This is a genomic window from Pseudomonas arvensis (assembly GCF_056688935.1).
In genome coordinates this window covers 1,067,263-1,080,467 of sequence record NZ_CP162038.1, presented here as the reverse complement: position 1 = coordinate 1,080,467, position 13,205 = coordinate 1,067,263, and the positions used below count along the sequence as shown (strand labels likewise).

12 protein-coding genes are annotated in these 13,205 nt (G+C 61.9%); 6 read left to right on the top strand and 6 right to left on the bottom strand.

The window, feature by feature from the left end:
• Positions 1-70: 70 nt before the first annotated feature.
• Genes AB3G88_RS04880 through AB3G88_RS04865 form a run of 4 tightly spaced genes read right to left on the bottom strand, consistent with a single transcriptional unit; the run spans position 71 to position 4,831 of the window.
• A complete protein-coding gene (locus AB3G88_RS04880) occupies positions 71-931 on the bottom strand; it encodes an efflux RND transporter periplasmic adaptor subunit (RefSeq protein ID WP_480453416.1) in 861 nt (286 codons plus the stop codon).
• 10 nt (positions 932-941) lie between these two features.
• Positions 942-1,142, bottom strand: coding sequence for a DUF1656 domain-containing protein (locus AB3G88_RS04875; RefSeq protein ID WP_027604741.1), 201 nt, complete (start codon positions 1,140-1,142; stop codon positions 942-944).
• The gene (locus AB3G88_RS04870) at positions 1,132-3,309 is read right to left on the bottom strand and encodes an FUSC family protein (protein ID WP_480453415.1); all 2,178 of its coding nucleotides are present in this window, start codon (positions 3,307-3,309) and stop codon (positions 1,132-1,134) included. Before AB3G88_RS04870 ends, AB3G88_RS04875 begins: the two co-directional genes overlap by 11 nt.
• A gap of 10 nt (positions 3,310-3,319) precedes the next feature.
• Entirely contained in the window at positions 3,320-4,831 is a 1,512-nt protein-coding gene (locus AB3G88_RS04865; protein ID WP_099584932.1) for an efflux transporter outer membrane subunit, read from the bottom strand.
• A 228-nt stretch (positions 4,832-5,059) separates the two neighbouring features.
• Between AB3G88_RS04865 and AB3G88_RS04860 the strand changes: the two genes are divergently transcribed.
• From AB3G88_RS04860 to AB3G88_RS04835, 6 genes are all read left to right on the top strand, one after another.
• On the top strand, positions 5,060-7,267 hold the full coding sequence (locus AB3G88_RS04860; RefSeq protein WP_480453414.1) for a hypothetical protein: 2,208 nt from the start codon (positions 5,060-5,062) through the stop codon (positions 7,265-7,267).
• Between the two features lie 97 nt (positions 7,268-7,364).
• Positions 7,365-8,333, top strand: coding sequence for a LysR family transcriptional regulator (locus AB3G88_RS04855; protein WP_112193544.1), 969 nt, complete (start codon positions 7,365-7,367; stop codon positions 8,331-8,333).
• Between the two features lie 111 nt (positions 8,334-8,444).
• Positions 8,445-9,419, top strand: a complete 975-nt coding sequence (locus tag AB3G88_RS04850; RefSeq protein WP_112193542.1) for a 2-hydroxyacid dehydrogenase — start codon at positions 8,445-8,447, stop codon at positions 9,417-9,419.
• Positions 9,420-9,601: 182 nt separating this feature from the next.
• Entirely contained in the window at positions 9,602-10,504 is a 903-nt protein-coding gene (locus AB3G88_RS04845; RefSeq protein ID WP_099584928.1) for a chemotaxis protein CheV, read from the top strand.
• A gap of 3 nt (positions 10,505-10,507) precedes the next feature.
• Positions 10,508-10,990 (top strand): GNAT family N-acetyltransferase, encoded by a 483-nt coding sequence (locus tag AB3G88_RS04840; RefSeq protein WP_112193540.1) that lies wholly within the window; start codon positions 10,508-10,510, stop codon positions 10,988-10,990.
• Between the two features lie 108 nt (positions 10,991-11,098).
• Positions 11,099-11,842: a YkgJ family cysteine cluster protein gene (locus tag AB3G88_RS04835; RefSeq protein ID WP_480453413.1), complete on the top strand. Its 744-nt coding sequence runs from the start codon at positions 11,099-11,101 to the stop codon at positions 11,840-11,842.
• Between the two features lie 13 nt (positions 11,843-11,855).
• Here AB3G88_RS04835 and AB3G88_RS04830 read toward each other — a convergent pair whose 3' ends face one another.
• A complete protein-coding gene (locus tag AB3G88_RS04830) occupies positions 11,856-12,638 on the bottom strand; it encodes a transporter substrate-binding domain-containing protein (RefSeq protein ID WP_158877636.1) in 783 nt (260 codons plus the stop codon).
• Between the two features lie 165 nt (positions 12,639-12,803).
• The gene (locus tag AB3G88_RS04825) at positions 12,804-13,037 is read right to left on the bottom strand and encodes a hypothetical protein (protein WP_400528548.1); all 234 of its coding nucleotides are present in this window, start codon (positions 13,035-13,037) and stop codon (positions 12,804-12,806) included.
• Positions 13,038-13,205 lie beyond the last annotated feature (168 nt).

Genomic DNA, 13,205 nt, shown 5'->3' with positions numbered 1-13,205 from the left:
CTCATCTGAGACAAAGCCCGATCTGCCTATCAACAAAAAACGAATGTGGGAGCTTGCCAGCTCCCACAATTTAGTTTCGTGTCTGGTCAACGATCACCGTGCACGTAATCCCCGCCGCCAACAACACCCCGTCTGGCACTTCATCAATGTGAATCCGTACCGGCACGCGCTGGGCCAGCCTCACCCAGTTGAAGGTCGGGTTCACATCGGCAATCAGCTCGCGGCTTTCGGGGTTGTCGCGGTCGTAGATACCACGCGAGATGCTTTCTACGTGCCCCTTCAACGTCTCGCCGCTCATCAATTGCATATCGGCTTTGTCACCGACTTTCACATGGGGCAGCTTGGTTTCTTCAAAGAAACCGTACACCCAGAACGAGTTCATATCGACCACGGCCATCTTGGCTTCGCCGATGCGCGCGTAGTCGCCGCGATGCACGTTGAGGTTGGTGACGTAGCCATCCACGGCCGCCACGACCTGGGTGCGTTTCAGGTTGAGTTCGGCGGCTTCCAGCTGTGCCAGCGCGTGTTGGTAGTCGGCCAGGGCCGAGTCGGCGATGTTGCTCGCGTCGTCGCGGTTTTCCCTGGAGATCACCAGGGCGTCGAGGTCGGCACGGCGACGGGCGTTGACCTTGCGCATTTCCCAGGTGGCTTTGCGCGAAGCCACCAGCGACTGCGCCTGCTTGACCGCGATGCGGTAGTGCTCGGGGTCGATCTGCATCAGCAGGTCGCCCTTTTTCACCAACTGGTTGTCGCGCACCGGCACGTCGACCACTTCGCCGGTCACGTCGGCGGCTACGTTGATGATGTCGGCGCGAACACGGCCATCGCGGGTCCATGGGGTTTGCATGTAGTGCACCCACAATGTGCGGCCCATCCAGATCGCCAAGGCCAGTACCAGCAAGGTGGCGAGCAGGCTGAAAAACTTTTTCATCGGGGCATTCTCAACGGTAGACGGTCAGCGCCAGGGCGCCGAACAGGCAAACGAACAGGCTCAGGCGCAGCAACGCCGGGTGCCAGAAAAAGCGGTACAGGTCGAAGCCGGCCAGAAAGCGGTCCAGCGCCCAGGCAAGCGCCGCCGCGATCAGGAACATCAGGGTCATGGTCGGCATATAGATGCCGTGGAATGCGATTTCACGGGGCATTCGGGGTTCCTTTGAGAGCCGCCAGCGGTGACTGCGGGTCGAGCAACGAGGTGCGGATAAAGTGCAGGTAGCTTTTCACCCGGCGCAGGGCCGAAGTGTCGAAGTGCGGGGCGAAGGGCTCGTCGGTGGCCTGTACGCGGCTGATCGCATGGTCGACGGCAATGAGGCCGCGTTCCAGGTTGCTCGCGCTGGGCTGCAGGAACAGCCGTACCAGCGAGCGCCCCATCACGCGGATCGCCTGGCGCCATGGCTGGGATTCGGCATACGCCGGGTGTACCGGCAGGATCGCCTGTTCCTTGCGCAACTCAATGATCGCGTGGCCGACTTCCAGCACCACGAACATCCAGCGCAGCAGATCGCGCTGCACCTGCGGCTGGCCGACGGCGAGGCCGTAGGCCTGGTGCAACAGGTCACGGGTGCGGCTTTCAAAACTCGACGCCAAGCCCTTGAGTTTGCCGCTGATGGCGTACACCACTTGTTCGCGCAGGTCCTGCTCCAGGCGCCGCCACAGCCAGCGGCTGTTGGGCGGCAGGATGATCGCACCGGCGGCGGCGCACACCAGCATGCCGAGGATCATGGCGATGTAGTCGTTGATAAAGGTGTACGGGTTGTAGACCGTGAGGTTGTCCGGCACCGAGCCGGTGCTGAAGAAGATCAACAGGCCCACGCCAACACCTGCGTATTGCGGGCGTGAGGCGAGGAAAGCACCGAAGATGATCACCGGCGCGAGCATCACGCACAGCAGCGGGAAGCCGTCGATCCAGGGGAACACGAAGAACATTTCGACAAACCCCACCAACGCCCCGATCAACGTGCCGCAGGCCATCTGGAACGCCATGCGTTTCGGGTTGGGCGTGGCGGCGGACAAGCCGACGGTGGCGGCTGCGATCAGGGTCATGGTGGCGCCGCTGGGCCAGGCGGTTGCCACCCAATAACTGCCCAGCACAATCAGGATGAATGACGCGCGAATCCCCGAAGCGGCGCAGGCCAGCCAGTTGGTCTTCGGCGTATAGGCTTCGTCCCAGTCTTCCCGTGCGTGGCTGTGATCGGCGAGGGAGGCGTGGGTTTGCGCATAGTTGTGCAAGTCTTCGACGAAGCGGTAAAGCAGCTCGTAGGCGGTGTGGAAATCCAGTTGTTCGGCTTCAGTCGGGTCGCCTTCCTGAAAGGCCGTGCGCAGGCTGCGCACCTTGGCCGGCAGGCTGTCTTTATAAATGCTCAGCTGGTTGACCAGCCGCGCAGCGTCGGGGCTGGTGAGGGCGCGGCCGGAGAACCCATCGAGTACTTCGGCAAGGTCTTGCAGGCCGGGCTTGATCGCCGCCGCCACATGATCCGCAGCATCCGTGCGCAGCCGTTCCAGCAACTGGTGCAAGGCGTTGAAGCGCGTGGTGATGCTCATGAATTCGCTGTTGAGGCGACTGAGCCGACCGTTGCGTCGGCGCATATGCGGGTCTTCGAACACGGTGACGCTGCGCAGCCCTTCCAGGCCAACGGCTTCGGCGATGAAGCGCACGTTACTGGCCTCGAAGCCGTCACGCTGGCTGCGCCCGCGCAGGCCATCGGTGACGAACAGCGCGAACACGCCAAAGCGCTGATACAACGCATTACGCATGGCAGCGCTGGCGGTCTGCGGCAAAATCGCGGCGCTGACCAGGGTGGAACAGATGATCCCCAGGGAAATTTCCAGCACCCGCCATACCGCCGCCATAAACGCGCCGTCCGGATGGGCCAGCGCCGGCAAGCCGACCATCGCCGCCGTGTAGCCGGCCAGCACAAAACCATAGGCGCGAAAGTTACGGTTGCGCGTCGCCCCGGCCGTGCAGATGCCGACCCAGATCGCCAGGGCGCCGAGAAACAGTTCGGTGTTTTGCGCAAACAAGGCGATCAGCAACACCATGACCGCCGAGCCCGTCAGGGTGCCGAGGAAGCGGTAAAAGCTCTTGGCGAACACCTGGCCGCTCTGCGGCTGCATCACGATAAACACTGTGATCATGGCGGTGCGCGGTTGCGGCAGTTCCAGGCGCATGGCCAGCCACAGAGTGAGAAACGCCGCAATCAACACCTTGAAGATATACACCCAGGTCACGCCGTCGCTGCGTGCCCAGTCGAAAAAGCCACGGCGCCACTCAAGGGAATGCAGCCAGCGCAGCGGTGCGGGCAAGGGAGTCATCACAACCTACTCAGTGATCGAATACGGCAAGGGCCGCCGGGGTTTTGCTCGGGAGGGTCTTGGCGTTTTGCGGTGCGTCCTGGCCTGCTTCAAGGCCGCCGCCCAAGGCGGTCACCAGTTCGGCATGGGCGCTCAGGCGCGCCGCCTGGACTTGCTGCTCGATCTGTTGCTGGCGCAACAGCAACGTCTGGGCGTTGAGCACAGTGAGGTAATCGGTAAGGCCGCGCTGGTAGGCGATCATCGCGATGTCATAGGTTTTCTGCGCCGAGGCCACCGATTGCGCGGCGAAGCCTTGTTGCTTGTCCAGGGATTCGCGGCGGATCAACTGGTCGCTGATGCCCTTGAGCGCAGTGACCAGCGTCTGGTTGTAGCGCGCCACGGCGATGTCGTAACCAGCGCTGGCCTCGCCCAGCTCGGCACGCAAGCGGCCGCCGTCGAAGATCGGCAAGGTGATCGCCGGGCCGACGTTGTAATTGAATTTCTTGCCCGCCAGAAACGCCAGCATGCCGCCGCCGGTGGCCATGTAGCCGAGGCTGCCGACCAGATCGACGTTGGGGTAGAAGCCGGCGTGCGCCACGTCGATGCCCCGCGCCTGGGCCGCCACTTGCCAGCGGCTGGCAACCACATCCGGGCGCTGGCCGAGCAATTGCGCGGGCAACGCGGACGGCAGTTTAAGCGGCGCGGCGAGGGACAGGCTTGGGCGTTGCAACTGCGCGCCCTCCCCCGGGCCTTTGCCCGCCAACGCCGCCAACTGGTTACGGCTCAGAGCGATTTCCTCGTCGAGGGCGTCCAGTTGACGATGGGTTTCAGGCAGGGGGGTTTCGGCCTGGCTCACATCGAAATGCGTGCCGATACCGGCGTTCAAGCGTTTGTTGGCCAGGTCAAGAATCTGCTCTTGCTGGGCCAACGTGGCGGCGGCGATATCGCGGTTGGCGTAATGCAACGACAGCTGGATATAGGCGCGCACCACGTTGTTCTGCAGTTCAAGTTGGGCCTGGCGTGCTTCGGCGGCGCTCATGTGGGCCAGGTCGACGGCGCGCTCGGTGGCATTGCTTTCGCGGCCCCACAGGTCGAGGGCGTAGCTCAGGCCCAAGGACGCATTATTGTCCCAGGTGTTGGCACCGCTCAATTCGCCAGGGCCGTAGAACTGATCCTTGGGCCAGTTGTGACGCTTGAGGCTAGTGTCGCTGTTGATCTGCAACGACTCAGCCGACTCGGCAACCCCGGCCATGGCCCGCGCTTCACGCACCCGCGCGGCGGCCATGGCCATGCTCGGGCTGCTTTGCGTGGCGAGTTCGACCCAGTGGTTGAGCTGCGGGTCGCCGTAGGCTTGCCACCATTGTGCGGTGGGCCAGTGGGCGTCCTGGGCAGCGCTCTGGATCGCTTCATCGGTGGCCAGGGCATTGGCGCTCAAGGCGTGGCCTTGGGGAGCGATTCCTCCGGTTCCGATGCAGCCGCTGATTGCTAACGATAAGGCCCAAACACTGAGAGTCTTAAGCTCTCTGCTGATGCGACGCGGCACGGCAAGCGAATTCCTGAGGTGGTAAAGCGCGAAGGTGGCGCAATTCTAGGCGGCGGGAGGAATGGCGATAAGCGGGCATTCCTGTGAATCTTTGTTACCGTTCGGGCGATAATCCACGCGGCTGCGCACATTGTTCGGATATTGAAGCGATGGCCTCAGCACTCGCCCTACATCACGCGGCACCGAGGGGTATCACACTAGGGAGCATCACCGCCTCTGGAGCACACGATGCTGACGGTCCCCGGCATATTGAACCCGCACGGTCGGGTACACACGCCAGCGCAAGAAACTGTCGACGCGTTGCGCAGGCAGTTGCACATAGCGCCCAAACCTCTGCGCCCCGACATGCTGCCTCTGCAACGGGATGTACGCTGGATCGCAGACAAGGTGCTGGAGAAGCTCGCACTGCTTGCGGGCTATCATCGCGATCAATCAGCAATAGAAGCGCTGCACTACACGCTGACCCACAGCGCACCGAGGTTAGAGGTGTCGACGCAGGAGCTTGCAGGTTTCTACGCGTTTTTCAAAAAAGCCGAGCGCCTGCTTGACCGGCATCGCAGCCATGAAAATCCGCAGATCGAGGCAGACCATACCCTGTGTCGCGCCCTTAAATGGCAATTCCGTGCGGCGGCCGGTGAGGAGCGACACCAGCGCCTGACCCAGCGGTTGCTGCCTTCTCTTGCCTACATTCGCGCCGGGGGCGAACGCATCAACCACCGTCATATTGGCTACAACGTGGCGCTGGATCCGGCGCGACAACTCCAGGCCGGACCGCAACTGGCAGCTGACTCCCGGCTGCAAATCACTGACGATCAGCACCTCAAGAGCACGCGGGTGATTGCCCTGCAGGGCACGCTCAAATCAACGCTGGCTACCATGACTAAAGCTCAGACCCACCAGCAAATCGCCCTTGGGCATGTTTCGTCCCGAACGTACGCGAACCTGGAGCACTACGCCGACGCCCGCAGCCATTCTGTCCGTACCTCCTTGAGCGAAAGCATCGGTCAAACGGCCCGGCACCTGAGCAGCATCGTGAGTGACCATTACAATCTGCCAAGGGACAGGGCTTACTCTGCCCTGAGCCAACCGTATCTCAGGCAAGCGCTGGCCAGTGCCGGCCTGCCAGACGTTGAACTGCCCTGCCTGCAGAACACACCTGCACCGGTCATGACCGAAACAGGCATCGCATTCAGTGCTCGCAGTAAAGTGGCGGCTGATTTTTTCAGTTTCCTGAAGCTGAACAGCGCCCTGTCGCTGACATTACACCGCACCCACCAACACAAAACCTTGGACATTCTCGGCCTGCACGAAACAGCGCCGGCAATGGCCTTGCAACGACTGGCGGCGCTGACGCACCACGGTGATACCCCGGCAAGGCTGCTGGACGACATGAAAAACCACGTTACGTCCAACAGCCACCAATTCACCCAACAGGCCTATACCTGCGCGCTGGCATCCGGGCTGAATGCCAGCCTGCATGCGAGCACCAGACAAGCGCGAGCCTTGATGGAGCGCTATGTGCTGCTTCAGACACACTCGCGCATCGATCCCGATGTGGATAAGCACCTACGCGGAGTCATACATCAGAACCGGGCGCTGCTTCGGCCCGAGGCGTTGAAAGTGTACAAGCTGACAACCCAGGCCCAGATACTCAGTGGCTACGTATCTGCCACGGCCTCGTCGCAGGCCGAGGGCGGCAAAGGGGTGACGATCGCATACAGTCATCGAAAGCTGGACGACCCCCACCTGAGTGGCGATTACCTGGAGATCGATATCGCTGCGCTCAAGTCCATGAACGTTGTGAAAGGAGTCCTGCGAAACGTCTTGGCGGCCCTGGGAAACCAGGCGTTCGATTGGGAAAACCTTATCCGCTCGATCACCGAATCACTGCTCATGCCCAATAAATCGCCGTCCACCCATATATTGGTCAAGATCAAACATGGAGAGCCGGTGGTGCTGCTCACCCGCTACACGGTGAACAAATCCCGCGACTTGGCGCTTCCAGAGAGGCTTGAGCACTTAAGCGGTGTTGAAGCGCAGTCCCTGCGCACACGCCAGACCCTAGTCCGGGAACAATTGGGCAGCGAGTCGCTGGATCACCTGCTGCCAATCGCCCGCCGCTACCTGGGCGCCCCTGGGCAACGATCGGGTTGGGATGATTACGTACAGCGGCATGCCAATGACCTGCATGGGTTACTCGACACCATCGCCCGACAGGCACACGGTGCGGTGTTGAGCGCAGAACTGGATGCGCTCAAGCGCGTCAGCCCGGCACTGACCCAGGCGGTCGAAACCCTGACGCAACATGCACAGACCGCCTTGCAAGCACCTACCGCTGAAAACCGCAGCCAGGCGCGGGAGGCATTCAATCATCTGGTGGTGGAATACCTGCCGCACTATGAGGCGAACGTCAGTAAGGCCTGGACCTTGTCTTGAGCCATGGAGGCTTATGCCCAGGAAGAGCAGTGGCCAGCGGATACACACCTTCGCGCAACTTCATGTCACAATTTGCTATCTCCCCTGAGAACACTCCATGGACACCTTGCAAAACATGCGCGCCTTCAGTTGTGTGGCCGAAGCGGGTAGCTTCACCGCCGCCGCCGCGCAACTGGACACCACCACGGCCAACGTCTCGCGCGCGGTCTCCAATCTGGAGGCCCATCTGCAAACCCGCCTGCTCAACCGCACCACCCGGCGCATTGCCCTCACCGAAGCCGGCAAACGCTACCTGCTGCGCTGTGAACAGATCCTCGCCTATGTCGAAGAAGCCGAGGCCGAAGCCAGCGACGCCCACGCACGCCCCGCCGGGCAATTGAAAGTGCACACCATGACCGGGATTGGCCAGCATTTCGTCATCGACGCGATCGCCCGCTACCGCCGCACCCACCCGGACGTAACCTTCGACCTGACCCTGGCCAACCGCGTGCCGGACCTGCTCGACGAAGGCTACGACGTGTCCATCGTACTGGCCAGCGAGCTGCCGGACTCGGGGTTTGTGTCCCAACGCCTGGGCATCACCTACAGCATCGCCTGCGCCTCGCCGGATTACGTCAAGGCCAAGGGCTGTGCCCACCGCCCCCATGATCTGCTAAACCACGCCTGCCTGCGCCTGGTCAGCCCGGTGATTCAGTTGGACAAGTGGACCTTCAACGGCCCGGAAGGCCAGGAAAGCGTGGCGATCAACACCTCGCCATTCCTGGTCAACTCGGCCGACGCGATGAAAACCGCGATCACCAGCGGCATGGGCATCGGCCTGTTGCCGGTGTATGCGGCCATCGAAGGCTTGCGCAATGGCACGCTGGTGCGGGTGATGCCCAACTACCGCTCCCAGGAATTGAACCTGTACGCCATCTACCCATCGCGCCAGTACCTGGATGCGAAGATCAAGACCTGGGTGGAATACCTGCGTGGCTCGTTGCCGGAGATTCTGGCGGCGCATCAGGCGGAGTTGGTGGCGTATGAATTGAGTGGCAGCCTCAGCGGCGCGCGGTTGGCGAACTGATTTCTACCAGGCGAATTTCACTGCCCGCTTTAGATCTGCGGTGTCCTGACAATTGCGGGCAAGAATGTTAGCTTGCTTGGCATTCTTCCGTAGTCGATGAGCCCGCCTGCCATGAAAAAGACTGTCCTCGCCTTCAGCCGCGTCACCCCGCCAATGATCGAACGCCTGCAACAGGATTTCGAGGTGATCGCGCCCAACCCCAAGCTGGGTGACATCAATGCGCAATTCAACGAAGCCCTGCCCCACGCCCACGGCCTGATTGGCGTGGGTCGCAAGCTGGGCCGTGCGCAGCTCGAAGGCGCGAGCAAGCTGGAGGTGGTGTCCAGCGTGTCGGTGGGCTACGACAACTACGACGTGCCGTACTTCAACGAGCGCGGGATCATGCTGACCAACACCCCCGACGTGCTCACCGAAAGTACCGCCGACCTGGCCTTCGCCCTGCTGATGAGCAGCGCACGCCGGGTAGCCGAACTGGACGCCTGGACCAAGGCCGGCCAGTGGAAAGCCAGCGTTGGCGCCCCCTTGTTTGGCTGCGATGTGCACGGCAAGACCCTGGGCATCGTCGGCATGGGCAATATCGGCGCGGCCGTGGCTCGTCGCGGGCGCCTGGGCTTCAACATGCCGATCCTGTATAGCGGCAACAGCCGCAAGCTTGAACTTGAACAAGCGCTGGGCGCACAGTGGCGCAGCCTGGACCAGTTGCTGGCCGAGGCGGATTTCGTCTGCCTGGTGGTGCCGCTCAGCGACAAGACCCGTCACCTGATCAGCACCCGCGAGCTGGGGCTGATGAAATCCAGCGCGATCCTGATCAACATCTCCCGTGGCCCGGTGGTGGACGAGCCGGCGCTGATCCAGGCCTTGCAGAACCAGACCATTCGGGGCGCCGGGCTGGATGTGTACGAGCAAGAGCCACTGGCGCAATCCCCGTTGTTCCAGCTGAGCAATGCGGTGACCCTGCCGCACATCGGCTCGGCGACCCACGAGACCCGCGAAGCCATGGCCAACCGGGCCCTGGACAACCTGCGCAGCGCGCTGCTGGGCCAGCGCCCACAGGATCTGGTGAACCCACAGGTGTGGAAGGGCTAAGACAGTAGGCACGAACGGTGGCGAGGGAGCTTGCTCCCGCTCGGCTGCGAAGCGGCCCCAAAAGCCTGGGAGCGCTGCGCACTCCAGCGCGAGCAACAACAAGCAAGGCGCCTACAGTTTTCTGTGTTCACGTCGATAACCTTCCATAGAAGATCGTCATCCCTGATCCACAGAAGGTTTTTATGTCCACCACCAAAGCCCGCGCAGACTCCCTCTCGCTTCTGCTCTTTACCTTGCGCAGCGGCAAGCTGATGGCCATCAACCTGCTGAAAGTCAGCGAAATCATTCCTTGCCCGCCGCTGACCAAGCTGCCGGAGTCGCACCCTAACGTCAAAGGCATCGCCACCCTGCGCGGTGCCTCGCTGTCGGTGATCGACCTCAGCCGCGCCTTGGGTGAACGCCCTCTGGAAGATCCAGACGGCGGCTGCCTGATCGTCACCGACGTGAGCCGCTCCAAACAGGGCCTGCATGTGCAGGCCGTGAGCAAGATCGTGCACTGCCTGACGACTGACATCCGCCCACCGCCCTACGGCTCCGGCGGCAACCGTGCATTCATCACTGGGGTGACTCAGGTGGAAGGCGGCCTGGTGCAGGTGCTGGATATCGAAAAAGTCATCCACGGCATCGCGCCGGCACCGATTGAAGCGGCGCCGACCGACCTGACCATGGAAGAAGCTGAAGTGCTCGGCAATGCGCGAATCCTGGTGGTGGATGACAGCCAGGTCGCCCTGCAGCAGTCCGTGCATACCCTGCGCAACCTCGGCCTGACCTGCCACACGGCGCGCAGTGCCAAGGAAGCCATCGATGTACTGCTGGAGCTGCAAGGCACTGCCGCGCAGATCAATGTGGTGGTTTCGGATATCGAGATGTCCGAAATGGACGGTTACGCCCTCACCCGCACGCTGCGTGAAACGCCGGACTTCCAGCACCTGTACATATTGCTGCACACGTCCCTGGATAGCGCGATGAACAGTGAAAAGGCGCGCCTGGCCGGTGCCAATGCGGTACTGACCAAGTTCTCCTCCCCTGAGCTGACCAAATGCCTGGTGGTGGCCGCGCAAACCGTGGCGCAACAGGGCCTGTAATCGATGGCGGCGTATTACCAACTGCTGCGCCGCGACCTCACCGGCGGCCTGCCCGCGCCACAATGGCCGGCAGGGACCGTGCTGGACCACTACCGTGCCGATCTGGCGCCGGCGATTCACGCCGTACTGAGCATGACCCAGGAGCAGGGCGGCGGCCGTGTCGCCAGCCTGGATGAATGGCGACAACAGTTCGTCACTGATGCCGAATTCGACCCCTCGCTGTGCCTGGTCGCCAGCAACGCCGACGGTATTCTCGGCGTGGCCCAGTGCTGGACCAGCGCCTTTATCAAGAACCTCTCCATACATCCGTGCGCCCAAGGCCAGGGGCTGGGCCGCGCGTTGTTGCTGCACACTTTCCAGGTGTTCAAGCAACGCGGCGAACCCTATGTGGACCTCAAGGTGCTGGAGAGCAACCTGCGCGCCCGGCATCTGTATGAAAGCGCAGGCATGGTGTTTGTACTGCGGGATGTCGTCGCAGAGGACTGACAGGCGCTGGCGCATAACTTGCTTCCAGACTGCCATACCGGTGCAAAGAGGTAAAAACCCGTCACCGTGATTGCGTGCCCTCTGACCTAGCCTGGTAACAGATCCGCCATGAACACTCATTTTTCCTGCGTTGGTTGCGGTAAATGCTGCAGCGACCATCACGTCCCCCTGACCCTTGCCGAAGCCCGTATGTGGGCGGCGGACGGCGGTAACGTCATTGTTCTGGTAGAGGGATTCCTCGGTAACGGACTGGGCCTGCCCCCACTGCAACGCGAGCATGCCGAGCGCCGTTCGGTGGTGGTGCCCAGCGGCAGCACCGAAGCGTTTGTGGCCATTACCTTTGCCGCCTATAACGCCGGACGCTGCCGGAATCTTGACGAAGACAACCTGTGCCGCATCTATGAGCGTCGCCCATTGGTGTGCCGCATCTACCCGATGGAGATCAACCCGCATATCCCGCTCAACCCTGCCGCCAAGGATTGCCCGCCGGAATCATGGGAGCAGGGCCCCGCGCTGATCGTCGGCGGCGGACTGGTGGACCCGGAACTCGCGATACTGATCCAGCGTTCGCGCCAGGCCGACCGCGACGATGTGCAGACCAAGGAAGCGGTGTGCGCCTTGCTGGGCATTCGCACCACGGCGCTCAAGGGTGATGGGTTTACCGCGTACTTGCCGGACATGGGCGCATTTGCCCAGGCGATCGAGTTGGCGGTTGAGCAGCCGCGCGTGGCCAATGAATGGGTGTTTCATGTATCCGGGCTGGACATCGCCGAGCAGATACTCGATGCAGGGGCGCAGATTGCCACGCAGGTGCCGGCCAATTATGCGTTTATCTCGTTGCGGGCTGCGTAGGCCTTATTGGCCATCATGACGCAGCGGGAGCAGCGTCCAGTCGGTAGGATTGAATGATCCGCTGGTACTCACCACTCTGCTTCAACTGTTCGAGGGCGCAGTTAAGCTCCTGGCGCAATGCGGTGTCGGGCTTACGCACCGCAATCGCTACACCATCGCCGAGCAGCGGCGCCGAAATGGGTGGGCCGAGGAAGTCAAAATCCCGGCCTTCGTCGGTGTCGAGCAAGGCTTCACGGATTTCTACGGTGCCTTGCAAGGTTGCGTCGATTTCGCCGGCCACCAGACTGCGCACCAGATCGTCATTGAGCCAGAAGCTCTTGATGATGACGCCCCGGCGCGCCCACTTCGTCCGGGCAAAGGCTTCACGGTTGCTCCCCAGCAATACGCCGATCCGCTTGCCCTTGAGCGACTTTACTTGGGGCAGCAGGCCGGATGTGCTGCGGCCCACCAGGCGTGTGGTAAAGGGGTAGAGGTGATCGGTGAAGCTGACCGAACGCCGCCGCTCCAGCGTAGGTGCCATCCCCATGATTGCGTCGAATTTTCTGGCTTCGAGGGCGGGAAAGTCTTCGACAAGCACCTGATCGACCCAGACGCAACGTGCATTCAACTGCACGCACAGGGCATTGCCCAGCTCGATGTTCAAGCCTACCAACTGCCCTTGCGGGTTGCGGCTCTGGAAGGGTGGGAATTGCGCAGCAACCCCAAAACGAATTTCGCGACGCGGTTGATCAGCGGCCGCGAGCGCATCAGCCGAAAGCAACAGGGCAAACATGACACAGATGTGTATCAGGGCCACGGGAAACGTCCTTTTCCGGAAAGACCAGCGCCGCCCTGTTCCCCCTTGAATCACGGGGACAGAGCAAAGGCGGTGCAAGCTTTCAAGAAAGGGCTGTAGACCTGCAATCAGAAATATCAGCGGAGGCTGTAGGCAACAGTCGACACGACGTGCAACGGGTTAATCTCAGCGTTTACCCATCGAACGACGAGTGCCCGGTGGTGCCATGCCCGGTGACTTGGTGTGGCCATTCTTGGCGCCGTTTTTGTACCAAGGCTGGGCGACATTCTTGGCCCCGGCCAGCTCACCCGGCTTGAACGGAAACTTGAACGCCGGGATCTCGGCTTTTTCAACGCTTTCGGCGCTGGCCGGATCGACGATGTCGGTCGCTTCAACAGAGGGTTGTGTCGGGGAAGTCATGGAAGCTCCGGAGCGTGCAAAAAATGATGCGGGGCCGGCTTGCGGGCCACAGTGGCGCGCAGTATACCTGCGCGCCTCAGATCTTTAACCACCGCCTGTACGAATGGTCGGAGTTTGCTGACAGCGCTGTCAGTTAGCAGTCACCGTGCTGACCGGGTTAAAGGGCTA